Here is a 24,523-nt window from a genome sequence, read left to right as displayed (position 1 = left end):
GGAGGCGAGGGCCGTGCCCGCCGTCAGGCGGCGCGGGCCCCCGCGACACCGCACCCTCCTGTCCTCGTCCTACGGGTCCGCCAACGCGGCGGCGACCCGGTCCGCCCAGGCTTCGATCGCGTCGAAGTCACGGAAGTCGCCGCCCTTGCCGGAGCGGAGAATCATCCCGGCCAGCCGGCCCTCCGCCCCCTCTTCCAGACACCCTCCGAACGTGACGTGCTCGCGGACGTGCAGCCGGGTCATGGCCCGGCGTACACCCCGCACCGGCGGCAGGTCCCGCGCGGCGACGGAGGCTCCGAGCGGGCCGCTGCTGAAGAACCAGACAGGGCGCTTCGCCAGCGCGGCCCGGTGCCGGCGCACGAACCGCCGCGCCTCCTTGTGCCAACGCCCCCCGTACAAAGCGCCGCCGACCACCACCGCGCGGTAGGGCGACACGGTCGTCACGCACTGAGCGGGGAGTGATTCGACGGTCAGTCCGTCCTTGCGCAGGCTGTCGGCGACGGCCTCGGCGATCCGGGCCGTCGAGCCGTTGGTCGTGCCATAGGTGACCAACACGATGCCGGTCATGACGGTTCGCCTCCCCTCACCTGCCGCGCAGCCAGTCGTCGGCCACGCCGTGCACGGCCTGCTCCTCGGCACGCAGCCGGGCGTCGTCGAGCCGGAAGGTGAGTTCGTCGACGACGCCCACCACTCCGTCGAGCCGACCGGTCATGGCTCGGGCGATCTCCGTCTCGCTCTTGCGCTCCAAGTGGCCGGTGAGCGTGACGACGCCCTCCGTCACGGAGACGTCGACGTTGCCCGGCGCCAGCCACAGGGTGCGCACGAGGACTTCCTCGATGACCTCGTCGCGGATCTCCTCGTCGGACCTCAGGAAGACCTGGAGGACGTCTCGGCGGGTGACGATGCCCACGAGTCGGTCCTCCTCGTCGAGGACGGGGAGTCGTTCGACGTGCCGCTGAGCCATGACGCGAGCTGCCCTGGCGATGGACTCGTCGGCGTGCACGGTGACGGGCGGTGTGGTCATCAGGGTGCCCGCCGTGCGGGCCCCGCCTTTCGCGGCCTGCCGCCGGGCGCCCGGTGTGAGCGCGCCGAGTCCGCCGTTGTGCTTGACCTCGTACGGCTCGGGCGTCGTCGCCTGATGCATCATCAGGTCCGTCTCGGACAGGACACCCACCACCTTGTCGTCCTCGTCCACCACCGGAAGTCCGCTGATGCGGTGAGTCGCGAGGAGTTGTGCCACTTCCTTGAAGGGGGTGCCGATCTCGGCGCGGACGACGTCCGTGGTCATCACGGAGCCGACCTTCTTGTTCCTCATGACCGTTCCTCTCTCAGCTCGGTCGGTGGTGACATCGGGTTGCCGGAAGCGGGGACCGGTCGGGGGCGGTCCGGGGCCGGCCGGCTCTCACGCGTCGGCCGGCCGGCCCCTCCCCCCACCGCGCGGTGCCCTGGCCGCGCGGGTCAGTGGTCCGCTACCAGGGCCGTCAGGTCCAGGAGGCGGTTGGTGTAGCCCCATTCGTTGTCGTACCAGCCGAAGACCTTGGCCAGGGTGCCGTTGGCCTGGGTCAGGGCCGGGTCGAAGACGCAGGAGGCGGGGTCGCCGATGACGTCGCGGGAGACGATCGGGGCCTTGGACACGCGCAGGATCCCGTTCAGCGGGCCCTGTGCGGCGGCGTCGAACGCGGCGTTGATGTCGTCCGCGCTCGCCTCCCGGGTGAGGACGACGGCGAGGTCGGTGAGCGAGCCGTCCTCCACGGGCACCCGGACCGCGATCCCGTCCAGGGGGCCGGCCAGCTCCGGCAGCACCACTCCCACGGCACGGGCGGCCCCGGTGCTGGTGGGGATGATGCTCAGGGCCGCCGAGCGGGCCCGGCGCAGGTCCTTGTGGGGGCCGTCGAGCAGGGACTGGTCGTTGGTGTAGCCGTGGATGGTGGTCATCACACCGCGCTCGATGCCGAACGCGTCGTCGAGCACCTTCACCATCGGGGCGACGCAGTTGGTCGTGCAGGACGCGGCGGAGACGATCCGGTCGCGGTGGCGGTCGTAGGAGGCGTCGTTGACGCCCATCACGATCGTGGCGTCGACGCCCTTGCCGGGCGCGGACAGCAGCACGGTGTGGGCGCCGCCCTTCAGATGCAGGGCGGCCGAGTCGCGGTCGCGGAAGCGGCCGGTGGACTCCACGACGATGCTCGCGCCGAAGTCCGACCACTGCAGGGCGGCCGGGTCGCGTTCGGCGCTGACGGCGATACGCCGTCCGTCGACGGTGATGGAGCTGTCGTCGTGCTGTACGTCGCGTCCGATGCGGCCGAAGGTCGAGTCGTACTCCAGCAGATGGGCCAGGGTCGCGGGTGAGGTGATGTCGTTGATGGCGACCACCTCGACGTCCTGGGTGCCCGCTTCGGCGCGGTCCAGGGCGGCGCGCAGGTAGGTGCGGCCGATACGGCCGAAGCCGTTGATGCCGACGCGTACGGTCATGGCGGTGAACTCCTTCCGGAAGCAGTGGTGTTCAGGCGTTCCAGGTCCAGTCGGCGACCTCGGGGAGGTCGGTGCCGTGTTCGCGGATCCAGGCCTGGTGGCGGGTGCGGGCGTCGGCCATCTGCTGGCGTACGGCGGCTGCGCGCACGGCGAGGCCGGGGACGCGGTCGATGACGTCCATGACCAGGCGGTAGCGGTCGAGGTCGTTGCGCACGACCATGTCGAACGGTGTCGTGGTGGTGCCGGACTCCTTGTAGCCGCGCACATGCAGGTTCTTGTGGCCGGTGCGGCGGTAGGCGAGGCGGTGGATCAGCCAGGGGTAGCCGTGGTAGGCGAAGATCACCGGCTTGTCCTGGGTGAACAGACCGTCGTACTCGAAGTCGCTCATCCCGTGCGGGTGTTCGTCGCGCGGCATCAGCCGGGCCATGTCGACCACGTTGACCACGCGGACGGCCAGGTCGGGAAGATGGCGGCGCAGCAACTGGGCGGCTGCCAGGATCTCCAGGGTGGGTACGTCACCGGCGCAGGCCAGCACGACGTCGGGTTCACCGCCGTTCTCGGTTCCCGCCCACTCCCAGATTCCGGCGCCGCGGGCGCAGTGGGCGCGGGCCTGTTCCATGGACAGCCAGTCGAAGCAGGGCTGCTTGCCGGCCACGATCACGTTGACGTAGTCGCGGCTGCGCAGGGCGTGATCCGCCACCGAGAGCAGCGTGTTGGCGTCCGGCGGCAGGTAGACGCGGACGACCTCGGGGCTCTTGTTGAGGACGTGGTCGACGAAGCCGGGGTCCTGGTGGGAGAACCCGTTGTGGTCCTGGCGCCACACGTGCGACGTGAGCAGGTAGTTGAGGGAGGCGATGGGCGCCCGCCACGGCAACTCCCTTGACGTCTTGAGCCACTTGATGTGCTGGTTGACCATCGAGTCGACGATGTGGACGAACGCCTCGTAGCAGGAGAACAGTCCGTGCCGGCCGGTGAGCAGGTACCCCTCCAGCCAGCCCTGGCAGGTGTGTTCGGAGAGGATCTCCAGCACCCGCCCGTGGTGTTCGAGGTGTTCGTCCACCGGGAGGTGCTGTGCCTGCCAGGCCTTGCCGCTGATGTCGAAGACGGCCTGGAGCCGGTTGGAGGCGGTCTCGTCGGGTCCGACCAGCCGGAAGTCGCGGCGGTGGCCGGTGTCCTTCATCACCTGGGCGAGGAGGTCGCCGAGCACGCGGGTGGGTTCGTGGAGGGTCGTGCCGGGCTTGTCGACGGGCACCGAGAAGTCGTCGAGCGAGGGGACGGGCAGATCGCGGACGAGGAGGCCGCCGTTGGCGTACGGGGAGGAGCCGAGCCGCCTGGCTCCGTCGGGCACGCAGGCGAGCACGTCGGCGACCGGGCTTCCGTCCGGGCCGAAGAGCTCGTCGGGCCGGTAGGAGCGCAACCAGGCCTCCAACTGCCGCAGGTGTTCCGGGTTTTCGCGTACGCCGGCCAGCGGGACCTGGTGGGCGCGCCAGGTGCCTTCGACGGGGACGCCGTCGACCTCGGCGGGGCCGGTCCAGCCCTTGGGTGTGCGCAGCACGATCATGGGCCAGTGGACGCGTTCGGTGACGCCGTCCTCGCGGGCGCTCTGCTGCATCGCGGCGATGCGGTCCAGCGCGTCGTCCATCGCCGCCGCCATCGCCCGGTGGACCTGGAGCGGGTCGTCGCCGGTGACGTGGATCGGCTCGTGGCCGTAGCCCCGCAGGAGTTCGTCGAGTTCGGACTCGGGGAGACGCGAGAGCACGGTCGGGTTGGCGATCTTGTAGCCGTTGAGGTGCAGGATCGGCAGCACCGCGCCGTCGTGGGCCGGGTCGAGGAACTTGTTGGAGTGCCAGGAGGCGGCCAGCGGTCCGGTCTCGGCCTCGCCGTCACCGATCACGCAGGTGACCAGCAGGTCCGGGTTGTCGAAGGCGGCACCGTAGGCGTGGGACAGGGAGTACCCGAGTTCACCGCCCTCGTGGATGGAACCGGGTGTCTCCGGGGCCACGTGGCTGGGCACGCCGCCGGGGAAGGAGAACTGCCGGAACAGCCGCGCCATGCCCTGTCCGTCGCGCGCCACGTCCGGGTAGGTCTCGCTGTAGCTGCCCTCCAGCCAGGAGTTGGCGAGCACGGACGGGCCGCCGTGTCCGGGCCCCCACACGCACAGTGCGTCGAGGCCGCGCGCCTTGATCACCCGGTTGAGGTGGGTGTACACGAGGTTGAGGCCGGGCGAGGTGCCCCAGTGGCCGAGCAGCCGGGGCTTGATGTGCTCGGGCTTCAGGGGCTCGGTGAGCAGCGGGTTGGACATCAGGTAGATCTGGCCGGCCGCGAGGTAGTTGGCGGCGCGCCAGTGCGCGTTCAGTGTGCGCAGTTCGTCGTCGGACAGTGGGTTGGCGTCCTGGTGTTCGACCGTGGACATGGGTGCGTCTCCGGAAGTCGTGGGCGTGAGAGCCGTCAGGGGTCTTCGACGGCCGTGGGGGCGCGGGGCGGTGCGGGTGGTCGTGGGTGCTCAGCCGCGTTCGGGCACGACGGCGACCGGGCAGGGCGCGTGGTGCAGCACCCCGTGGGCGACGCGCCCGAGTTGGAGTCCGAAGCGCTCCGGGCTCCGCCGGGCTCCGACGACCAGCAGGTCGGCCTCGTGCGCGGCGGCGAGGAGTACCTGGCGGACCGGGCCCTCCAGCGTGCGCCGGCGCGGTTCCAGGTCCGGCGGTACGTCCTTCAGCGCGTCCGCCAGGACCTCGACGGCGTGCTGTTCGTGCAGCCGTGCGGGTTCGCCGGCCATCAGCGGATGATCGGTGCTCTCGTGGGCGGGGCACCGCCAGGCGCGTACGACGTCCAGTGTCGCGCCGCGGAGCCTCGCCTCCTGGACGGCGAACCGCAGGGCGGCGGAGTCCGTCCCGTGCTCGCCGACGCCCAGCAGGACGCGGCCGTGCCGTCCCGCGCGGACCTGGTTGTCGTGGCTGCCGCGCAGCACGATCACCGGGCAGGCCGCGTGGGAAGCCACGGTCAGGCTGACGGATCCGAGGAGCATCTCGACGAAGCCGCTGCGGCCCCGGGTACCGAGCACCATGGCGATGGCCTCACGGCTCTCGCGGACCAGCGCGTACTCGGGTTCCTCCGGCAGTACGTCGGTGGAGACCTTGACGCCGGCCTGGCGCAGGCGCGCCCGTTCCGCGGCGACCCGGACGATGTCCTCGGCCATGACCTGCTCGGACGGCTTGACCAGGTCCTGGGCCAGTGAGACGCCCTCGTAGCGTTCCCAGAGCGAGGCGTAGACGAGCCGCAGCGCTACTCCGCGCAGGGCGGCCTCGTCGGCCGCCCAGTCGACGGCCCGCATGCTCGGTTCGGAGCCGTCGACGCCGACGACGATCGGGAGGTCCATCGTCGTCGCCGTCCCGCGTCCAGGTCGAAGACGATCCGGGCCTTGACCTCGCCGCGCAGCACGTCGGCGATGGAGTCGTTGACGGAGTCGAGGGCGCGCGTCTCGGAGACGACGCGGGTGCGGCCCGCCGCGTGCAGCTGGAAGACCTCGGCGAGATCCTGCCGGGTACCGACGATCGAACCGATCACGCTGGTGCCGTTCAGGACGGTGTCGAAGATCGGGACCCGGACCGTGCCGTGCGCCGGCAGGGCGACCATCACCAGCTTGCCGCCGCGCCGCAGACCGGAGTTGACGGCCTCGAAGGCGGCGTCGTTGACGGCGAGGGCGATAGCGGCGTGCGCTCCGCCGTGCCGCTTGAGGACCTCGCCGACGTCGTCCTTGCGGGCGTCGATGACGAGGTCGGCGCCCAGTTCGGCGGCGAGTTCGAGCTTCTCGTCGGTGACGTCGATCGCGGCCACCGTCGCACCGGCGATCTTCGCGTACTGCACGGCCAGGTGGCCGAGTCCGCCGACGCCCGAGATCGCGACGAGCTGGGTGGGCTTCACGTCGGCGACCTTCAGTGCCTTGTACGTCGTCACCCCCGCGCAGGTCAGCGGCGCGGCGTCCAGGGCGCTGACGCCCTGGGGCACGGGTTGCGCGAAGTCGGCCCAGGCGAGCATCTTCTCGGCGTAGCCGCCGTCGCAGCCGTAGCCGGTGTTGATCTGCTGCTCGCAGAGGGTCTCCCAGCCGGACAGGCAGTGCTCGCACCGTCCGCAGGCCTTGCCGAGCCAGGGGACCGCGACCCGCTGTCCGAGGGAGAGGTGGGTGACGCCCTCGCCGAGCGCCTCGACCAGGCCGACGCCCTCGTGCCCGGGGACGAACGGCGGGTTCGGCCTGACCGGCCAGTCGCCGTGCGCCGCGTGGATGTCGGTGTGGCACAGCCCGGAGGCCTCCACCCGGACGCGGACCTGGCCGGGGCCGGGCTCGGGGTCGGGACGGTCCTCGATGACGAGGGGCTCACCGAATGCTCGTACGACTGCTGCCTTCATGGTCGGTTCTCCTGAGGGGTGGGTCAGCCGTGGGGGACGACGGCGACCGGGGCGGTGGAGTGGTGGAGCACGGCGTGCGTGACGTGGCCGATGTGGGCGCCGAAGGGGCTGCGCCGGATGCGCCGGCCGACGACCACGAGGGAGGCGGTCCGCGCGGCCTCGACGAGGAGGACGGCGGGGCTGCTGTAGCGGGACTCCTCGATGATCCCGACGTCCGGGTACTTCTGCCGCCAGGGGCGCAGCACCTCGGCGAGTGCCTGCCGGTCGCCCAGCGCGAGCGCCTCGTGCAGGGGCGGGTTCACGGGTGTCCCGTAGGCGTAGTACGGAGGCGGGAACCAGCCGTGCACGACGTGCAGGGAGGTGGCGCGGAGTTCGGCGGCGCGGAACGCGAACGCGATCAGCGTGTCGTCCGGGTGGTCGATGTCCAGGCCCAGGACGACCGGGCGGAAGGGTGTCGCGGTGGAGGGGCTTCCCGCCGGGTCCGCCTCGTGCTCGTCGGCGGCCTGTTCCCCGGCCCTGACCAGGACCACGGGCCGCTCGGTGTGGGCCACGGCGCTCAGGCCGACGGAGCCGACCATGAAGCCGCCGATCCCGCCGAGGCCGCGGGAGCCGAGGACGAGCAGTTCGGCGTCCTTCGCCGCGTCGGCGAGCACGTCGCCGGGGTGCCCGGACAGCTGCTCGGTGGTCACCTCGACGCCGGGATGCCGCAGGCGGAGGGCTTCGGCGGCCTCGCGCGGGACCCGCTCCGTCCAGTGCTGCTGGGTCTCGGCGCCGATCAGCGGTGCCTGGGCCATCGGCTCGGGGACCGGTTCCCAGACATGGACGATCCTCAGCGGCAGGCCGCGCAGTCGCGCCTCTCGGGCCGCCCATTCCGCGGCGGTCCGGCTCTCCGGTGATCCGTCCAGGCCGATCGTGATGGTGCCGGGCATGATCTCCACCTCCTGGGGCGAGAACTCTGATTCCAGCGTCGTCTTCGAGGGGTCTGCCGTGCAGGGGCCACTGGTCCCTCATCGGGTCCGACCGTCCCCCGCGCGCGGCTGAGCGCGGTGGGCCTCGGGTGGGGCCCACCGCGTCGCGGTGCTCAGCGCAGCCAGCTGTGGTCGCGGACGACCGGCAGCTTGGCCCAGAGCCGGCCGAGGCCCAGGGCGTCACCGGCGGCGACGGCCGCCAGGACGATCAGGGAGACGGCGTAGATGACGTGGTAGTCGGCGAACGGGTTGGTGGACATGCTCGCCGTGCCGTCGGAGAGGTGCTTGGCGGGCGGCCACTCGGCGATCCACATGAGGGCCATCATCACGGTGCCGGCGACCGCGGCGAACCGCAGTGCGACGCCCGCGATCAGGGCCACACCGATGCCGAGCAGACCGAGCATGAACAGCCAGTCCGCCCAGGTGTCGCCGGCCCAGGAGTGGAACGTGGACTGCATGGGTCCGGCGGCGACGGAGCCGAGGAAGCCCTTCGTCGGCGAGCCGCCGTCGATCCAGCCCTTGCCGGAGGGAGTGGCGTAGCCGAAACCGAAGGTCTTGTCGAGGAAGGCCCACAGGAAGACGAATCCGGTGAGCAGACGCAGGGACGCGAAGGCGTAGGCCCGCGCGGTGTGCGTGTCGGTGGCCGCCGACACCGCCGGCTCGGAGGCGGAGGCGGTCCGGCTCCGGCGGAACGACGGCAGGTGGAAGCCGGAGGTCCGGTGCGGGTGCTCGTGCAGGGCCATGGTCGTGATTCCCTTCGGGGCGGTAGGGGTGTTGCTTGACATCCCTTACTTTCGTCCGCGACGCGGGGCGTCGCCGGATGCCGAAGGTCTGCGGCCAGGGGGCTGAACGGCCCTATCCCGAAGGGCTGTTGGGGCCGGCGCGGCGCATGTGCCGGTAGGCCGCTCGGGCGAAGAGCGTGCGCAGGCCGTAGGCGGCGGCGCCGGCCAGTACGGAGGTGACCGGCAGGGCGAACGCCAGGATCAGGCAGCCCGCCGTACCCACGATCGGCACGAGGCGGGGCGGGCGGCCCTCGCCGGGGGGCAGGGTCCAGGCGGAGACGTTGGCGATGGCGTCGTAGGCCAGCACACCGAAGGAGGAGAAACCGATCGCACCGCGCACGTCCGTGGTCGCGGCCAGGACATGCGGAAGGTTCCGGTCGCGGGCCATCGCCAGGGTGGTGCGCGAGACGCCCGGGATGAGCGCGAGGAGCGATCCGAGGGCGGCCACCGCCGCTCCCGTCCGCACGACCGGCGCCGGCTCCGGAACACCGGCCGCGCGCACCCCATCCACCAGCGGGGCGGCGGTGCGGGCGAGCCCGCCGGGCCCTGCGACCAGCAGGGCGGAGACGGCGACGGCCGCGTAGACGGTCAGGGCGATACCGAGCGCGAGCGGAAGGGCGCGGGGGATGGTCCGCCGCGGATCACGTACCTCCTCGCCCGGGGTCGCGATGCGCGCGTATCCGGCGAAGGCGAAGAACAGCAGGCCCGCCGCCTGGAGCACGCCACCGAGAGAGGCGTCCGTGCCGATGTCCGGGCGGGCGGGTTCGGTGGCGTCCGAGGTGAGACAGACGGTGACCACGGCGGCGAGCACGGCCAGGACGATCACGACGACCGCGCGGGTCATCAGCGCGGACTTGCGCACCCCGCCGTAGTCGACCGCGGTCAGCGCCGCCACGGCCGCGACCGCATGGGTATGGGTGGGCCACACATAGGACCCGACGGTCAGGGCCATCGCCGCGCACGACGCGGTCTTGCCGACCACGAAGCCCCAGCCGGCCAGGCAGCCCCAGAAGTCGCCGAGCCGCTCCCGGCCGTGGACGTAGGTGCCGCCGGACTGGGGTACCGGCGGCCAGCCGTGCGGAGGAGGTCGCGTTGCAGTAGGCGACCACCGCAGCGAGCGCCAGACCGGTCAGCAGCCCGGACCCGGCGACGGCCGCCGGCGGGGCGAGGGCGGCGAAGATCCCGGCCCCGAGCATCGAGCCGAGGCCGATCACCACGGCGACTCAGTAGGCCATCATCCCCTGTCCTCGGAACTGTTCCCGCACCCGCTCGACGACCTCTGCCGACGGGCCGGGGGTGTCCCGCAGGGCGAAGGGGATGCCGAGGGCGTCGTACTTCGCGGCGCCGAGTCTGTGGAAGGGCAGGACGTCGACGCGTTCGACCGTGCCGAGGCCCGCGACGAAGCGGGCCAGGGCGTCGACGCGTCGGGGGTCGTCGGTCCACCCCGGGACCAGGACGTACCGGATCCACGTCGGGACGCCGAGCCGGTTGAGGCGGGTGGCGAAGTTCAGGGTGGGCGTGAGGTCGCCGCCGGTCAGTCTCCGGTAGGTGTCGAGGTCGAAGGACTTGATGTCCAGCAGGACCAGGTCGGTGTGGGAGAGGAGCTCGTCGGTGGCCCGTGCGCCGAGGAAGCCGGAGGTGTCCAGGGCGGTGTGGAGTCCGGCCTCCCGGCAGCGGCGCAGCACTTCGCCGGTGAAGGCGGACTGGAGCAGCGGTTCGCCGCCGGTGAGGGTCACTCCCCCGCCGGCCGTGGTGACGAAGGACCGGTACTTCTCGATCTCCGCCATCACCTCGTCGACGCTCGTCTCCTTGCCGTCCCGCATGTGCCAGGTGTCGGGATTGGCGCAGTAGAGACAGCGCAGGGGGCAGCCACTGAGGAAGAGGACGAACCGGGTCCCGGGACCGTCCACGCCGGTGGACAGGTCCCAGGAGTGGATCCGGCCGGTGCTCATGGCCGTCACAGCGATCCGTGGAAGGTGCGGCCGATCACGTCGAGTTGCTGCTCGCGGGTCAGGCGGACGAAGTTGACGGCGTATCCGGACACGCGGATCGTCAGGTCGGGGTACTTCTCCGGGTGCTCCATCGCGTCCTCCAGGGTGGCGCGGTCGAGCACGTTGACGTTCATGTGGAAGCCGCCGGACGCCGTGTAGGCGTCGAGGATGCCCACCAGGTGTCCGGCCCGCTCGTCCGGGTTGTGGCCCAGCCCCTCGGGCGTGATCGTCGTCGTCAGTGAGATCCCGTCCCGGGCCTGTTCGTAGGGCAGCTTGGCGACCGAGAGCGCGGAGGCGGCGACCCCGTGCCGGTCGCGGCCGTTCATCGGGTTGGCGCCGGGCGCGAAGGGCTGTCCCGCGCGGCGCCCGTCAGGGGTGTTGCCGGTGTGCTTGCCGTAGACGACGTTCGAGGTGATGGTCAGCACCGACTGGGTGTGTTCCGCCTCCCGGTAGGTGGGGTACTGGCGCACCTTGCCCATGAAGGACTCGACCAGGCCCACGGCGATGTCGTCGGCACGGTCGTCGTTGTTGCCGTAGGCCGGGAAGTCGCCCTCGGTGCGGAAGTCGACGGCGAGGCCGGTGGCGTCCCGGAACACCTTCACCCGGGCGTACTTGACGGCGGAGAGACTGTCGGCGGCGACCGACAGGCCGGCGATGCCGCAGGCCATGAAGCGGTGCACGGGATAGTCGTGCAGGGCCATCTCGATGCGCTCGTAGGCGTACTTGTCGTGCATGTAGTGGATGACGTTGAGCGCGTTGACGTAGGTCCGGGCCAGCCAGTCCAGGACGCGGTCGTACGCGGCCGACAGTTCGCCATGGTCGAGGTACTCGCCGGTCAACGGCGGTGCTTCTGGGGCGACTTGTTCCCCGGTCATCTCGTCCTTGCCGCCGTTGACCGCGTAGAGCAGCGCCTTGGCGAGGTTGACGCGAGCCCCGAAGAACTGCATCTGCCTGCCGACCTCCATCGCGGAGACGCAGCAGGCGATGGCGGTGTCGTCGCCGGTGCGCGGGCGCAGCAGGTCGTCGGACTCGTACTGGACGGCGCTGGTGTCGATCGAGACCTGGGCGCAGAACTCCTTGAATCCGGCGGGCAGCCGGGGCGACCAGAGCACGGTGAGGTTGGGTTCCGGGGCGGGGCCGAGGTTGTAGAGGGTCTGCAGGAAGCGGAAGGAGGTGCGGGTGACGAGCGGGCGTCCGTCCTCACCGATGCCGCCGATGGATTCCGTCACCCAGGTGGGGTCGCCGGAGAACAGGGCGTCGTACTCGGGGGTGCGCAGGAAGCGTACGACGCGCAGTTTGATCACGAAGTCGTCGATGAGTTCCTGGGCGCCGGTCTCGTCCAACACGCCCTCGTCCAGGTCGCGTTGGAGGTAGACGTCGAGGAAGGTGGAGGTGCGGCCCAGCGACATCGCCGCGCCGTTCTGCTCCTTCACCGCGGCGAGATAGCCGAGGTAGAGCCACTGGACGGCCTCGCGGGCGGTGGCGGCTGGGCGGGAGACGTCGCAGCCGTAGGTGGCGGCCATCCGGGTCAGCTCGCCCAACGCCGTTATCTGTTCGGCGAGTTCCTCCCGGTCCCGGATGATCTCGGCGACGGACGCGCAGCCGTCGAGCTTGGCCCGCTCGGTCTTCTTGGCCTCGATCAGCCGGTCCGTGCCGTACAGCGCCACGCGCCGGTAGTCGCCGATGATCCGGCCGCGGCCGTAGGCGTCGGGCAGTCCGGTGATGACGCCGGCCCTGCGGGCGGCGCGCATCTCGGGCGTGTAGGCGTCGAAGACACCGTCGTTGTGGGTCTTGCGGTAGGTCCCGAAGACCTTGGTGACGAACGGGTCGGGTTCGTAGCCGTACGCCCGCAGGCCGTTCTCGACCATCCGCAGGCCGCCGTTGGGCATGATCGCGCGCTTGAGCGGGGCGTCGGTCTGCAGGCCGACGATCAGCTCGCGGTCGCGGTCGATGTAACCGGGGGCGTGCGAGGTGATCGTCGAGGGGGTGGCCGTGTCGACGTCGAGGATGCCCTTGCGCCGCTCCTCCGGGAACAGGGCGCCGACCTTCTCCCAGACGGCTCTGGTACGGCCGGTGGGGCCGCTGAGGAACGTGGCGTCGCCCTCGTACGGGGTGAAGTTGGCCTGGATGAAGTCGCGCACCTCGATCCGCTCGCGCCAGGTGGTTCCGGCGAAGCCTCGCCAGGCGCCGGAGACCCGGTCGCCCATTGTCACGGTGGTGGTCATCGCCGTTCCTCTCCTGTGATCACGGATGTGCCGCGCTTCGATGCTCGTCGTTCGTGCGGGCAGCGGGGAGTGCCGGGCGGTGCCCGTGGGCGGTCCGTCCGGCTCACCCGCCGGGGCCGAAGGGCCCGGCCGGTTCCCGGGCCGGCGCGTCAGCCGGCCGTGAGGTCCGGGCGGATCAGCGTGCCCGACCGGCCGTGCACGATCTCGTAGGCCGCGTCCAGCGCCCCGATGGCCGCGAGCCCTCCGGTGCGTTCGACGAACCGGGCGGCGGCCTCGGTCTTGGGTCCCATGGAGCCCTCCGGGAACCCCACCCGCCCCAGTTCGGCCGGGGTGGCGTCGAGGATGGGCCGCTGGGTGGGAAGCCCGAAGTTCTCGTACACGCACGGGACGTCGGTGAGGACGAGCAGGAAGTCGGCCTTGATCTCCTCGGCGAGCAGGGCGGCGGTGAGGTCCTTGTCGACTACCGCCTCGACGCCGGTGAGGGCCCCGGTGTCCTGGTCGGCGACGACGGGTATGCCGCCGCCGCCCGCGCAGATCACCAGGGTTCCGGCGTTGAGCAGTTCGTGGACCGTCTCGGTCTCGACGATGCTCTGCGGCTTCGGGGAGGGCACGACGCGGCGCCAGCCCTTGCCGTCGCGCACTATGGTCCAGCCGCGGTGCCGCGCGAGGGCTTTCGCGATGTCCTCGCCGTAGACCTGGCCGACGAACTTGGTGGGCCGGTCGAAGGCCGGATCGTCGGCGTGCACGAGCGTGTGGGTGACCAGGGCGGCGATACGGCGGCCGGGCAGCGCGTTGTAGAGGTCGCGGGCCAGCAGCGCGCCGATCATGCCCTGGGTCTCGGCGCCCAGCACGTGCAGGGGATAGGGCCGGCTGAGTGCAGGGTCGGCGGCGCTCTCCATGGCGAGGAGGCCGATCTGGGGGCCGTTGCCGTGGGTGATGACCAGTTCGTGGTCGTGGGCGAGAGCGGCGAGCGCGGTGACGACCCGGTCCACGTTGGCCTGCTGGACGGCGGCGTCGGGACGGTCGCCCCGCCGCAGCAGGGCGTTGCCTCCGAGGGCGACGACGATACGCATGACTTCAGTCCTCCAGGGTGGCGACCAGTACGGCCTTGATGGTGTGCAGCCGGTTCTCCGCCTGGTCGAAGACGATCGACGCGGGTGAGGAGAACACCTCGTCCGTGACCTCCAGCCCGTCGAGGCCGTAGGCGTCGAAGAGGTCACGGCCCAGGCGGGTGCGGCCGTCGTGCAGCGCGGGCAGGCAGTGCATGAACTTCACCCGCGGGTTGCCGGTGAGGGCGAGGGTCTTGGCGGTCACCTGGTACGGCAGCAGCAGTTCGATCCGTTCCCGCCAGGTGTCGGCGGCCTCGCCCATGGAGACCCATACGTCGGTGTGCAGGAAGTCGGCTCCGCGCACGGCGGTCTCGACGTCCTCGGTGAGGGTGATGCGGGCGCCACTGCGTTCGGCCAGTCGCCTGCACCGGGTGACGAGTGCGGGGTCGGGCCACAGCCGGGCCGGCGCCGCGATCCGTACGTCCATGCCGAGCAGGGCGCCCATGGACAGCAGGGAGTTGCCCATGTTGTTGCGGGCGTCGCCGAGGTAGCAGTAGGCGGTGTCCGGCAACGGCTTGGCGGTGTGCTCGTGCATGGTGAAGACGTCGCACAGGCTCTGGGTGGGGTGGGTGGTGTCGGTGAGCCCGTTGTAGACGGGGACGCCGGAGTGGGCGGCCAGTTCGGTGACGAGGCTCTGCGCGGAGCCGCGGTATTCGATGGCGTCGAACATGCGGCCCAGTACGCGGGCGGTGTCGGCGACGGACTCCTTGCCGCCGATGTGGGTGTCACCGGGGCCGAGGTAGGTGGTGGACGCTCCCTGGTCGGCGGCGGCGACCTCGAAGGCGCAGCGGGTGCGGGTCGAGGTCTTCTCGAAGATCAGGGCGATGTTCCGGCCGCTCAGCCGGGGCCGTTCGGTACCGGCGCGTTTGGCGTCCTTCAGACGGGTCGCGAGATCGAGGAGGTGGTGGATCTCCGGTGCGGTGAAGTCGAGTTCGCTCAGGTAGGAGCGGCCTCGCAGGTCGACGGTCATGGTGGACTCCTCCCTGGTCTCAGACCACGGGGTCGCGTTCGACGGGGCAGCTCATGCAGCGCGGACCACCCCGGCCGCGGCCGAGTTCGGCGCCCGCGATGGTGACGATCTCGATGCCCTGCTTGCGCAGGTAGGTGTTGGTGGTGACATTGCGCTCGTAGCCGACGACGACTCCGGGGGCGACGGCGAGGAAGTTGCTGCCGTCGTCCCACTGCTCGCGTTCGGCGTTGCGGATGTCCTGCGGGGCGGAGAGCATCCGGACCTTGTCGAGGTCGAGTGCCTCGGCGAGGGAGGAGGCCAGGTCGGCGTTCGGGGCGACATCGAAGCCGCACTCACGTGCGCCGCTGGGTGTGAGCGTCCAGGAGCGCAGGGAGTCGGCCAGGCCCGGGTAGACGACGAAGGTGTCGCGGTCGAGCATCGTCAGCACGGTGTCGAGGTGCATGTAGGCGCGGGCGGGCGGCAGTTGGACCGCTATGAGGCGCCGCGCGGTGCCCGCGCCGAACAGTCGGCCGGCCAGGGTCTCCACGGCCTGCGCGGTGGTGCGTTCGCCCATGCCGACCATGACGGCGCCGTTGCCCAGGACGTGGACGTCGCCGCCTTCGAGGGTGCCCGCACAGGCGTCGAGGATCGGCGTGGGGGCGGTGCCCGCGAACATCGGGTGGAAGCGGTAGATGGCCTCCGCGTGCAGGCTCTCGCGTCGGCGTGCGGTCTTGGCCATCGGGTTGACCGACAGCCGGTCGTACACCCAGCAGGAGTTGTCGCGCGGGAAGAGGTGGTTGGGCAGCGGGGCGAGGGCGAAGTCCTCGGCGTCCAGCGCGTTCCAGACCAGGCTGTGCGGGGTGGCCAGCGGCAGTTCGCTCTTGAGGAGTCCCCCGATGAGACTTCCGGCGAGGGTCTCCCCGTCGAGGTCGAGGCACAGCTCGCGCACGGGGTCGACCAGCGCGGGGCCGACGGTGGCCGGTGTGACGACCCGCTCCAGCAGCCAGTCGCGGGCTTCCGGAGAGGCGAGGGTCTGCGCCAGCAGCTCGGCGAAGTAGTGCACACGGGTGCCGTGGTCGCGCAGCACCTGGGCGAAGGCGTCGTGTTCCTCGCGGGCGCGCTTGGCCCACAGGATGTCGTCGAAGAGGAGCGCGTCGACGTTGCGCGGGGTGAGGCGGGAGAGTTCGAGGCCGGGGCGGTGGAGGACGACCTGGCGCAGGAGACCGACCTCGGAGTCGACGTGGAAGGGTTTCATGGCGTGACTTTCTGCTGGTGCGGCCGGGGGCGGAGGTCAGTCGTGCTGCGGTGTGTCGTTCCGCTTCCGGCGGCCACTGGTCCGGTTCGTGGGCAGTCCGCGTGAGAGTCGTGGTGCGGGCGGGGGCGTCTCCGGGGCCCGCCGCTCCCCGGGCGGGGCCGAAGTGGTCCGGTCCGGCGCGGTCAGGTCGCCGTAGACGCCCTGGCCCCGCTTCAGCCAGACGTAGACCGGTACTCCCAGCAGGAGGACGAACAGGCCGTAGTAGACGGTCTGGTAGCCGCTGCCCTGGATCGACCAGTAAGAGAAGGCGAGCGCGAGGGCGGCCACGGTGACGTCGCGGGCGAGGCGGCGCGGGCCGAGGTTCTCGCGCCCGCGCACCAGCAGCCAGTACAGCTGGGCGGCGGCGGAGAACAGGTAGGGGACGACCGCGGTGAGCACGCTCAGCAGGACGATCTTCGTGAAGACGTCCTCGAAGCGGGTGTAGCTGAAGACGGTGATCAGCGAGGCCAGCACGGTCGAGGCGACGATGCCGAAGGCGGGGGCGCCGTTCTCGCGGCGGAGCCGGGCGAAGGCGCCGGGGAACAGGCCGTCGCGGGCGGCTGCGTAGGGCATCTCGGCGCACAGCATGGTCCACCCGTTGAGGGCGCCGATGCCGGAGACGATGGCCGCGACGGCCACGACGTCACCGGCCCAGGTACCGCCGAAGATGTTGTTCGCCGCGTCGGTGAAGGGCGCGGTCGAGCCACCGAGGCCGCCGTGCGAGACGGTGCCGAAGACGGCGAGTGTGCCCAGGATGTAGATGACGGCGCAGACCAGGGTTCCGTAGACCGTGGCACGTGGCACGTTCCGTCCCGGCTCCCGTACCCGGCCGGCGACGACCGAGGCGGCTTCGAGTCCGATGTAGCTGAAGAGGGCGATGGCACCCGCGGCCGAGATCGCGCCCAGGGCCGACTGCCCACTGGCGTTGAAGGAGCCGAAGTTGTCGGGGTCGATGAACAGCAGCCCGACGGTGGCCATGAAGACGAGCGGGACGAACTTCACGACGGTGGTGATCACCTGGAAGGCTCCGGTGTTGCGCACTCCGGTGAGGTTGATCGCGGCCGGGATCCACAGTCCGATCAGGGCGAGGAGGATCGAGATCCCCGTCCTGTGGCCGGTGTTGACGAAGACCTCGACGTAACCGACCCAGGCCACGACGATCGCCGCGTTCCCGGCCCAGGCGCTGATCCAGTACGACCAGGCGTTGAGGAATCCCACGAACTCGCCGAAGGCCTCACGGGCGTAGACGTACGGGCCGCCGCTGGCCGGGACCCGCTTCGACAGGGCGCCGAAGGTCATCGCCAGCGCGAGGGCGCCGAGGGTCACGACGGCGAACGCCACGAGCGAGATGGGGCCGTAGGGCGCGAGTGCGGAGGGCAGGGCGAAGACTCCGGTGCCGACGATGCTGCCGATGACCAGTGCGGACGCGGCGGGCAGACCGAGCGCGGCTCTGGGCGCCGCGGGTTTCCCGCTGGTGGGTGTCCTGGGCATGGTGGTGCTCCTTGTGCGAGGTTGCTGCGGATGAGTCGATCCGTCACCGATGGTTCTGTGTCATGGCAGTTCACGGGCAGTGGCCGAACGGCCCACGAGGGTCCCGGAGGTCCCGGCGCGGGAGGGCCGAGCCGGCTCGACCCGGGCCGGGCGGAGTCCTGTGGGGCGCTCCGCGGGCCGTCGGCTGTTCGCGGAAACCCCTCAGACGTGCGGAACGACCGCCACGGGGCAGCCGACATGGTGGATCGCGGCGTGGGCGACGGGGCCGGTGCGCGGTCCTGCCGGACGTTCGGTCAGGTGGCGGCCGACGACGAGCAGGCCGGCTCCGGAGGCTGCGCGGACCAGCACGGACTCGGGCCGGCCCTGCGTGACGGTCTCCATGACCTCGACCCCGGGGTACTTCTCGCGCCACACCTGGAGGACGGCGGTCAGGAAGCCGAGCCATTCCTCGGCCCGCTCCGGCTCGCTCAGCAGGCCGATCTCGCCCGGGGCCAGTCCGAGAGGAGAGAGCCGCCGCCAGGCGTGCACCACCTTGAGGCGGGCCCCGCGCAGCCGGGCCTCCTCGAACGCGAACTCGATCACCTCGTCGCAGGGGTCGGCGAGGTCGATGCCCAGCACCACCTCCCGGTATCCGGTGAGGACGGACGCGCCACCGCCGGCACCGGGAAGGTGCTCGTCGGCCGCTTCCTCACCGGCCCGGACCAGGACGACCGGGCGCTCGGCCCGTGCCACGACACCGAGGGCGACCGAGCCGACCAGGAACCCGGTGAATCCGCTCAGTCCGCGTGATCCCAGCACCAACAGGTCGGCCTCCGCGGCCGACTTCAGCAGCGCGGCGGTGGCCGGTCCCTCGACCTGCTCGTCGTCGAGGCGCACATCGAGCCCGGTACGGCGGACGCGTTCCTCGGCCTGACGCAGTGAGCGCCGGGCCAGATACCGCTGGGCCGCGGGGGACTGTTCACCGGTCTCCTGGCGGGGCTGCCGGTTCCTGGCGTGCACGAGACGCAGCGGCCGGTCCCGGCGTGCCGCCTCACGTGCCGCCCATTCGGTGGCGGCAAGGCTCTCCTCGGATCCGTCGACTCCGACGATGACGGGCGCAAGCATGGCGGACACCTCCTGTGCTCTGACTGCTGTCGGCGTCAGCGTCTTGCCTCGGCCGAGCACCGGACATGGGCCGCCGGGGCCCGATCGGGCCCGTTCGGCCCCTGTGGGCTCCCGTCGGGGCGGCCCACGCTGAGCGACATGAGGACACGCACCGCAATCGCCGTCATCGGCGTCGGCAACGCGTTCCGGCGGGACGACGGGGTGGGCCCGGCCGTGATCGCACGGCTGCGGGAGCGGGCCACCGACCGCCCGCTCCCGGCGGACACCGTGCTGTCGGCATGCGACGGCGACCCCGGCCGGCTGATCGGTCTGTGGGAGGGTGCCCGGCTGGCCGTGGTCGTGGACGCGGCCCACGCCCACCCGGGCACGCCCGGCCGGGTACACCGTCTCGAACTGGACGCCGGGCATCTCGCCCCGCCGTCGTCGACCAGCTCGCACGGGCTCGGACTCGGCGAGGCCGTCGAACTCGCCCGGGTTCTGGGCCTGTTGCCGCAGCATCTGGTCGTGTACGCCGTGGAGGGCGCCGACAGCGAGTTCGGCGCCGGCCTCTCCCCCGCCGTCGCGGCCTCGGTGGAACCCCTCGTCACCGCGATCCAGGACGACGTGCTGACCGGGAGGCGGGTATGACCGTGCGGCGCTTCCACGTCGAGGGCACCGTCCAGGGCGTCGGCTTCCGGCCGTTCGTCTACCGCACCGCCGTCGGGCTCGGTCTGGACGGCTGGGTGGCGAACGTCAACGGGCACGTCGAGGGCGAGGTGGCCGGACCGACCGGGGACATAGAGAGGTTCGCGGCCCGGCTGCGGACGAACTCCCCGGCCCTCGCCCGGGTGCGCCGGGTCCGGCTGGCCGAGAGCGTGCCCCGGTCCCTCCCCCGCCATGGCTTCCAGGTCCGCAACAGCCCACCCGCCAGCGCGGACCCCGCGCCGCACGAGATCCCGCCCGACGCGGCGATCTGCGAGGCCTGCCTGCGCGAACTGCGTGATCCGCGAGACCGCCGGCACCGCTACCCGTTCATCAACTGCACGGACTGCGGGCCGCGCGCCACGATCATCGAGGACCTGCCGTACGACCGCGTCCGCACCACCATGCGCCGCTTCCCGCTCTGCGCGGACTGCGCGGCCGAATACGCCGACCCGGCCGACCGGCGCTTCCACGCCGAGCCCATCGCCTGTCCGGCCTGCGGACCGCGCGTGGCGTGGGGCGAGCTGCGCGGTGAGGAGGCCCTGCGTGCGGCCGTGAAGACCGTGGCCGAGGGTGGAATCGTCGCGGTCAAAGGCCTGGGCGGCTACCAACTGGTGTGCGACGCGGGCGAGTCGGCGGCCGTGGCCCGGCTCCGGCGGCACAAGCACCGCCCGACGAAGCCGTTCGCCGTGATGGTCCGCGACCTCGCCACGGCCCGGCGGCTGGCACGGGTCGGTGCCACGGAGGAGGAGGCCCTGACGTCTCCGGAACGGCCCGTGGTGCTGCTCGCCCGGCGCCGGTTGCGGAGCGCGCCCCCGCTCGCGCCCGAAGTGCACCCCGGCTCGGCGCGCGTCGGTCTGTTCCTGCCCACGACCGGCCTGCACCACCTGCTGCTCGCCGACTCGGCCCGCCCGCTCGTCGTCACCAGCGGCAATCCCGGCGGCGAGCCCATCGCGATCGACGACGAGGCCCGTCGCGCGCTGGGCTCCGTCGCGGACGGCTTCCTCACCCACGACCGGCCCATCCGCTCCCGCTACGACGACTCCGTGGTGCAGTTCGCCGGCCGGACCCGGATCACCGTGCGCCGGGCCCGTGGGCTGGCTCCCGGCGCCCTACCGCTGACGGTTCGGGAACCGGTCGCGGGCGTGGGCGCCCAGCTGAAGCACACCGTCACCCTGGCCGCCGACGGCCGGGCCCATCTCGGGCCGCACACGGGCGACTTGGCCGACCTGGCGACGCACGAGGCGTTCGTGGCGTCGTACGAGCACCTGAAGCGGCTGACCGGCATCGAACCCGTGGTCCTGGCCCACGACCTGCATCCGGGCTACCTCTCCACCCAGTGGGCCGAGCGGCAGCCGCTTCGCAGGATGCCGGTGCAGCACCATCACGCGCACGTCGCGGCCTGTGCCGCGGAGCACGGAGTGCGGGGGCCCTTCATCGGAATCGCCTACGACGGGATGGGGTTGGGCGACGACGGCACCCTCTGGGGCGGCGAGATCCTCGTCGCCCGCCTCAGCGGCTACCGTCGCTCGGGACGCTTCGCGACCGCGCCCCTGCCCGGCGGCGACGCGGCCGTACGTCGTCCCTCCCGTGCGGCGCTGGGACGGCTGCTCGGTGGTGAGACGCTGGGCTCCCCACGGCCCTACCCCTGGCTCACCCGGACGTTCACCGAGCGGCTCGACCCGGCCGAGGTCGCCGGCGTGCGCGCGATGGTGGACCGGGACGTCAACTGCCCGCGGACCTCCAGCGCCGGACGGCTCTTCGACACGGTCGCCGCGCTGCTCGGGCTGTGCGACCGGGCCGGGTACGAGGGCGAGGCCGCCGTCCGGCTGGAGGCCGCGGCGGGCGAGCTGCACGCGGTGCCGCTGGACCACCGGATCGTACGGGCGCAGGGTCTGTGGGTCTACGACCCCGCACCGACCCTCACCGACCTCCTGGAGCGGCAGCTGAACGGCGAGCCGGTGGGCCGGCTGGCGGCGGCCTTCCATCTGACGGTGGCCGTCGCCACGGCGGAGCTGGTGGCCCGTGCGGTGGCCGACGGCGCGCCGCGCACGGTGTGTCTGGGCGGCGGCTGCTTCGTGAACGGGCGGCTGGTGACCGAGGTGAAGCGTCACCTGCACGCGCAGGGACTGCGGGTGCTGGTCGGTGGTCAGGTCCCGGTCGGGGACGGTGGCATCAGCTACGGCCAGGCGGCGGTGGCCGCCGCACGGCTGGCCGGGGAGAGGTGAACGCGGATGTGTCTCGGTGTCCCGGGCCGGATCGTGGAGATCCATGACGACGCCGGGCTGCGGATGGCCACGGTGGACTTCGGCGGAATCCGGCGCGAGGTCTGTCTGAGCTGCACCCCCGACGCCGGTGTCGGGTCGTATGTCGTCGTGCATGTGGGATTCGCGATCACGCGGGTCGACGAGGCGGAGGCGCACAGGACTCTGGCGGTGCTGCGGGCGATGGCGGGGGCGGTCGAGGGCGAGTTGGGTGAGCCACTGCCGTAGCGGGGCGTACCCGGTGCCGTGCGGGGCGCTCTCCGTCTCGCGGCGGGATCCGGTCGGCTCGTCCGTCAGGGCCGGTCGGCCCCTGCCGTGGGGGCCGGGCCTGCCGGAGTCTGAGGTGGAGACGCACGATCCGCCCGGGACGACGAGGAGGACCGTCATGACCGCCGCTTCGGCTTCGGCCGTGCTCGACCGGGACGGCCTGGACGCGCTGGTCACCGTACTGGTGGCGCAGGGACGGACCGTCGTCGGGCCGACCGTGCGCGACGGGGCGGTCGTCCTCGCGGAGCTGACCTCGGCGGACGAGCTGCCCTACGGCTGGGGTGTCGAACTGGACGCCGGACGCTACCGGTTGGTGCCTCGCGAGGACGGGGCCGCGTTCGCGCACAGCGCGGGACCGCAGTCCTGGAAGAACTTCCTGCATCCGGCGCACGAGCGGCTGTGGAGCGCCGACCGGACGCCCGAGGGCCAGGTCGCCTTCACCGCCGAGGAGCCGGCCGCCCCGTCGTACGCCTTCCTCGGTGTGCGCCCGTGCGATCTGCGGGCCATCGCGATCCAGGACCGTGTCCTGGCCGGCGGGCGGTACGCGGACTCCGGGTACGGCAGGCGCCGGTCCGGAGCGCTGCTGATCGCCGCCGAGTGCACCGAGCCCGGCGCGACCTGCTTCTGTGTCTCCACCGGCGGCGGGCCCGCCGCGGACACCGGCTACGACCTGGCGCTGACCGAGGTGGTCGACACGGACGGTCACCGCTTCTTCGTGCGCGTCGGCAGCGAGGCGGGGGCGCGACTGCTGGAGCAGGTGCCCCGCCGCACGGCCGACGAGTCCACCCGGACCAGGGCCCTGACCTCGGTCGAGGCGGCCCGCGACCGCATGGGCCGCTCGCTGCCCCCGGTCGACCTGCGGGCCCTGATGGGCTCCAGCATGGACGCCGAACGCTGGAACGACGTCGCCGCCCGCTGCCTGACCTGCGGCAACTGCACCATGGTGTGCCCGACCTGCTTCTGCACCACCACGGAGGAGGTCACCGACCTGACCGGCGACCACACCGAGCGGTGGCAGCGCTGGGACTCCTGCTTCGACCTGGACTTCTCATATCTGCACGGCGGTCCGGTGCGCCGCTCGGCCCGCAGCCGCTACCGCCAGTGGCTCACCCACAAACTCTCCACCTGGCACGACCAGTTCGACAGCTCGGGCTGTGTGGGCTGCGGGCGCTGCATCGCCTGGTGCCCGGCCGGCATCGACATCACGGAGGAAGTGGCCGCGCTGGAGAGCGAAACCGGAACGGAGACGGACTGATGGCCCCCTCGATCGCCCTGCGTATGAACCACGCGCTGCCCGCCGAGCACCGCGAGCGGCTGCTCCACGTCGGCCGCGAGGTCACCTTCCAGCCGGACACCCGCCTCTTCGAGGAGGGCGCGCACGCCGACCGCTTCTGGATCATCCGCAGCGGCACGGCCGCCCTCGACATGCATGTGCCGGGCCGCCGACCGCCGGTCGTCGAGACGCTCGGGATCGGCGACCTGGTCGGCTGGTCCTGGCTGTACGAGCCGTTCGTCTGGCAACTCGGCGCGGGTGCCGTGACCCAGTTGCAGGCCTACGAGTTCGACGCCGTCGCCATCCGTCTGATGTGCCTGGACGACGCCGAGTTCGGACGGGCCGTCGAGCACTGGGTCGGGCGGGTGCTGGCCCACCGGCTGAACGCGGCCCGCGCCCGGCTGGTCGACCTGTACGGGATCTACGAGACCAAGGAGGAGCCGTGACCGCTCTCCCGGTCCCTCATCGCGTGGTGGCCCGCCGGGCGGAGAGCGCGGACACGGTCACCCTGCGGTTCGAGCCGGTCGCCTCCGCGCTCCCCGACTTCCTGCCGGGGCAGTTCGCGATGGTACACTCCTTCGGGCGCGGGGAGATACCGGTCTCGGTGAGTTCCGTACAGGCCACGGGCGGACTCGCGCACACGGTCCGTTCGGTGGGCGCGGTCTCCGACGGTCTGTGCTCGGCCCGGGTCGGCGACGTGATCGGCATCCGCGGTCCGTACGGCACCGGTTGGGACCTGGAGCGGGCGCGCGGCCGGGACGTGGTGGTCGTGGCGGGCGGTATCGGTCTCGCCCCGCTGCGGCCGTTGGTCCTGGGGGCGCTGGCCGACCGTGCGGCCTACCGCCGCGTCAACGTCCTGATCGGGGCCCGGACCCCGGGCGACCTCATCTCCCGCACCGAGATGCAGGGTTGGGCCACGGCGTACACCGGAGTGACGGTGGACCAGCCGGACGCGGACTGGCGCGGGGACGTCGGTGTGGTCACCCAACTGCTGGGCCGGGCGCGCTTCGAGCCCGGGGGCGCGTGGGCGTTCGTCTGCGGACCCGAGCCGATGATCCGCGCGACCGCCCGCGAACTCGCGCACCGCGGGGTCCGTCGCGACCGGATCCGGGTCTCGCTGGAACGGAACATGCGCTGCGCGACCGGGCACTGCGGGCACTGCCAGCTCGGCCCCCTGCTGGTGTGCCGGGACGGTCCCGTCGTGGACTGGAAGCGGGCCGAACCGCTGCTCTCCGTAAGGGAGTTGTGA

The 24,523-nt window shown here is 71.9% G+C and carries 20 protein-coding genes and 2 pseudogenes; 6 read left to right on the top strand and 16 right to left on the bottom strand.

The window, feature by feature from the left end:
* Positions 1–69 precede the first annotated feature (69 nt).
* The 16 genes and pseudogenes from ACIQPR_RS33800 to ACIQPR_RS33725 all read right to left on the bottom strand — a co-directional run bounded on the left by ACIQPR_RS33800 (position 70) and on the right by ACIQPR_RS33725 (position 18,789).
* The gene (locus tag ACIQPR_RS33800) at positions 70–567 is read right to left on the bottom strand and encodes a flavodoxin domain-containing protein (protein ID WP_403656045.1); all 498 of its coding nucleotides are present in this window, start codon (positions 565–567) and stop codon (positions 70–72) included.
* Positions 568–583: 16 nt separating this feature from the next.
* Positions 584–1,315, bottom strand: a complete 732-nt coding sequence (locus ACIQPR_RS33795; RefSeq protein ID WP_403656042.1) for a CBS domain-containing protein — start codon at positions 1,313–1,315, stop codon at positions 584–586.
* Between the two features lie 143 nt (positions 1,316–1,458).
* Entirely contained in the window at positions 1,459–2,472 is a 1,014-nt protein-coding gene (gene gap, locus ACIQPR_RS33790) for a type I glyceraldehyde-3-phosphate dehydrogenase (protein ID WP_403656039.1), read from the bottom strand.
* 31 nt (positions 2,473–2,503) lie between these two features.
* Positions 2,504–4,885, bottom strand: a complete 2,382-nt coding sequence (locus ACIQPR_RS33785; RefSeq protein WP_403656036.1) for a phosphoketolase — start codon at positions 4,883–4,885, stop codon at positions 2,504–2,506.
* Positions 4,886–4,975: 90 nt separating this feature from the next.
* Complete coding sequence (locus tag ACIQPR_RS33780; RefSeq protein WP_403656033.1) at positions 4,976–5,848, bottom strand: universal stress protein; 873 nt, start codon at positions 5,846–5,848, stop codon at positions 4,976–4,978.
* Positions 5,849–5,856: 8 nt separating this feature from the next.
* Positions 5,857–6,876, bottom strand: a pseudogene (locus ACIQPR_RS33775) (zinc-dependent alcohol dehydrogenase); the annotation flags it as partial.
* 23 nt (positions 6,877–6,899) lie between these two features.
* Positions 6,900–7,805, bottom strand: coding sequence for a universal stress protein (locus ACIQPR_RS33770; protein ID WP_403656030.1), 906 nt, complete (start codon positions 7,803–7,805; stop codon positions 6,900–6,902).
* 152 nt (positions 7,806–7,957) lie between these two features.
* Entirely contained in the window at positions 7,958–8,587 is a 630-nt protein-coding gene (locus tag ACIQPR_RS33765) for a hypothetical protein (protein ID WP_403656027.1), read from the bottom strand.
* Between the two features lie 112 nt (positions 8,588–8,699).
* Positions 8,700–9,822, bottom strand: a pseudogene (locus ACIQPR_RS33760) (APC family permease).
* Between the two features lie 27 nt (positions 9,823–9,849).
* Entirely contained in the window at positions 9,850–10,578 is a 729-nt protein-coding gene (gene pflA / locus ACIQPR_RS33755; protein WP_403656024.1) for a pyruvate formate-lyase-activating protein, read from the bottom strand.
* Between the two features lie 5 nt (positions 10,579–10,583).
* Entirely contained in the window at positions 10,584–12,842 is a 2,259-nt protein-coding gene (gene pflB / locus ACIQPR_RS33750) for a formate C-acetyltransferase (protein ID WP_403656021.1), read from the bottom strand.
* A 149-nt stretch (positions 12,843–12,991) separates the two neighbouring features.
* The gene (locus ACIQPR_RS33745; RefSeq protein WP_403656018.1) at positions 12,992–13,915 is read right to left on the bottom strand and encodes a carbamate kinase; all 924 of its coding nucleotides are present in this window, start codon (positions 13,913–13,915) and stop codon (positions 12,992–12,994) included.
* 4 nt (positions 13,916–13,919) lie between these two features.
* Positions 13,920–14,921 (bottom strand): ornithine carbamoyltransferase, encoded by a 1,002-nt coding sequence (argF, locus tag ACIQPR_RS33740; protein WP_403656015.1) that lies wholly within the window; start codon positions 14,919–14,921, stop codon positions 13,920–13,922.
* A gap of 19 nt (positions 14,922–14,940) precedes the next feature.
* Positions 14,941–16,155 (bottom strand): arginine deiminase, encoded by a 1,215-nt coding sequence (locus tag ACIQPR_RS33735; protein ID WP_403656012.1) that lies wholly within the window; start codon positions 16,153–16,155, stop codon positions 14,941–14,943.
* A 36-nt stretch (positions 16,156–16,191) separates the two neighbouring features.
* Positions 16,192–17,685 carry an APC family permease gene (locus tag ACIQPR_RS33730; protein WP_403656009.1) on the bottom strand — a complete coding sequence of 498 codons (1,494 nt, stop codon included), beginning with the start codon at positions 17,683–17,685 and terminating at the stop codon, positions 16,192–16,194.
* A 201-nt stretch (positions 17,686–17,886) separates the two neighbouring features.
* Entirely contained in the window at positions 17,887–18,789 is a 903-nt protein-coding gene (locus tag ACIQPR_RS33725; RefSeq protein WP_403656006.1) for a universal stress protein, read from the bottom strand.
* A gap of 138 nt (positions 18,790–18,927) precedes the next feature.
* Between ACIQPR_RS33725 and ACIQPR_RS33720 the strand changes: the two genes are divergently transcribed.
* From ACIQPR_RS33720 to ACIQPR_RS33695, 6 genes are all read left to right on the top strand, one after another.
* The gene (locus ACIQPR_RS33720; protein ID WP_403656003.1) at positions 18,928–19,416 is read left to right on the top strand and encodes a hydrogenase maturation protease; all 489 of its coding nucleotides are present in this window, start codon (positions 18,928–18,930) and stop codon (positions 19,414–19,416) included.
* The gene (gene hypF / locus ACIQPR_RS33715; RefSeq protein WP_403656000.1) at positions 19,413–21,698 is read left to right on the top strand and encodes a carbamoyltransferase HypF; all 2,286 of its coding nucleotides are present in this window, start codon (positions 19,413–19,415) and stop codon (positions 21,696–21,698) included. The genes ACIQPR_RS33720 and hypF overlap by 4 nt, the downstream gene beginning before the upstream one ends.
* A 6-nt stretch (positions 21,699–21,704) precedes the next feature.
* Positions 21,705–21,962 (top strand): HypC/HybG/HupF family hydrogenase formation chaperone, encoded by a 258-nt coding sequence (locus ACIQPR_RS33710; protein ID WP_403655997.1) that lies wholly within the window; start codon positions 21,705–21,707, stop codon positions 21,960–21,962.
* 157 nt (positions 21,963–22,119) lie between these two features.
* Positions 22,120–23,256: a 4Fe-4S dicluster domain-containing protein gene (locus ACIQPR_RS33705; RefSeq protein WP_403655994.1), complete on the top strand. Its 1,137-nt coding sequence runs from the start codon at positions 22,120–22,122 to the stop codon at positions 23,254–23,256.
* Complete coding sequence (locus tag ACIQPR_RS33700) at positions 23,256–23,720, top strand: Crp/Fnr family transcriptional regulator (protein ID WP_403655992.1); 465 nt, start codon at positions 23,256–23,258, stop codon at positions 23,718–23,720. The genes ACIQPR_RS33705 and ACIQPR_RS33700 overlap by 1 nt, the downstream gene beginning before the upstream one ends.
* On the top strand, positions 23,717–24,523 hold the full coding sequence (locus ACIQPR_RS33695; protein ID WP_403655989.1) for an FAD/NAD(P)-binding protein: 807 nt from the start codon (positions 23,717–23,719) through the stop codon (positions 24,521–24,523). The genes ACIQPR_RS33700 and ACIQPR_RS33695 overlap by 4 nt, the downstream gene beginning before the upstream one ends.

It is taken from the genome of Streptomyces sp. NPDC091280, from assembly GCF_044768565.1.
GTDB lineage: Bacteria > Actinomycetota > Actinomycetes > Streptomycetales > Streptomycetaceae > Streptomyces.
The sequence above is the reverse complement of the archived record's forward strand: the minus strand, read 5'-3'. Positions and strand labels throughout refer to the sequence as shown.

Excerpts from the sequence above, each read along its gene's own strand:
- ACIQPR_RS33730 (WP_403656009.1), bottom strand. The coding sequence starts at position 17,685 with ATGCCCAGGACACCCACCAGCGGGAAACCCGCGGCGCCCAGAGCCGCG.
- gap (WP_403656039.1), bottom strand. The coding sequence starts at position 2,472 with ATGACCGTACGCGTCGGCATCAACGGCTTCGGCCGTATCGGCCGCACC.
- ACIQPR_RS33720 (WP_403656003.1), top strand. The coding sequence starts at position 18,928 with ATGAGGACACGCACCGCAATCGCCGTCATCGGCGTCGGCAACGCGTTC.
- ACIQPR_RS33800 (WP_403656045.1), bottom strand. The coding sequence starts at position 567 with ATGACCGGCATCGTGTTGGTCACCTATGGCACGACCAACGGCTCGACG.
- ACIQPR_RS33745 (WP_403656018.1), bottom strand. The coding sequence starts at position 13,915 with ATGCGTATCGTCGTCGCCCTCGGAGGCAACGCCCTGCTGCGGCGGGGC.
- ACIQPR_RS33700 (WP_403655992.1), top strand. The coding sequence starts at position 23,256 with ATGGCCCCCTCGATCGCCCTGCGTATGAACCACGCGCTGCCCGCCGAG.
- ACIQPR_RS33735 (WP_403656012.1), bottom strand. The coding sequence starts at position 16,155 with ATGAAACCCTTCCACGTCGACTCCGAGGTCGGTCTCCTGCGCCAGGTC.
- ACIQPR_RS33725 (WP_403656006.1), bottom strand. The coding sequence starts at position 18,789 with ATGCTTGCGCCCGTCATCGTCGGAGTCGACGGATCCGAGGAGAGCCTT.
- ACIQPR_RS33795 (WP_403656042.1), bottom strand. The coding sequence starts at position 1,315 with ATGAGGAACAAGAAGGTCGGCTCCGTGATGACCACGGACGTCGTCCGC.
- ACIQPR_RS33765 (WP_403656027.1), bottom strand. The coding sequence starts at position 8,587 with ATGGCCCTGCACGAGCACCCGCACCGGACCTCCGGCTTCCACCTGCCG.
- pflA (WP_403656024.1), bottom strand. The coding sequence starts at position 10,578 with ATGAGCACCGGCCGGATCCACTCCTGGGACCTGTCCACCGGCGTGGAC.
- ACIQPR_RS33770 (WP_403656030.1), bottom strand. The coding sequence starts at position 7,805 with ATGCCCGGCACCATCACGATCGGCCTGGACGGATCACCGGAGAGCCGG.
- ACIQPR_RS33710 (WP_403655997.1), top strand. The coding sequence starts at position 21,705 with ATGTGTCTCGGTGTCCCGGGCCGGATCGTGGAGATCCATGACGACGCC.
- ACIQPR_RS33785 (WP_403656036.1), bottom strand. The coding sequence starts at position 4,885 with ATGTCCACGGTCGAACACCAGGACGCCAACCCACTGTCCGACGACGAA.
- argF (WP_403656015.1), bottom strand. The coding sequence starts at position 14,921 with ATGACCGTCGACCTGCGAGGCCGCTCCTACCTGAGCGAACTCGACTTC.
- pflB (WP_403656021.1), bottom strand. The coding sequence starts at position 12,842 with ATGACCACCACCGTGACAATGGGCGACCGGGTCTCCGGCGCCTGGCGA.
- ACIQPR_RS33780 (WP_403656033.1), bottom strand. The coding sequence starts at position 5,848 with ATGGACCTCCCGATCGTCGTCGGCGTCGACGGCTCCGAACCGAGCATG.
- hypF (WP_403656000.1), top strand. The coding sequence starts at position 19,413 with ATGACCGTGCGGCGCTTCCACGTCGAGGGCACCGTCCAGGGCGTCGGC.
- ACIQPR_RS33705 (WP_403655994.1), top strand. The coding sequence starts at position 22,120 with ATGACCGCCGCTTCGGCTTCGGCCGTGCTCGACCGGGACGGCCTGGAC.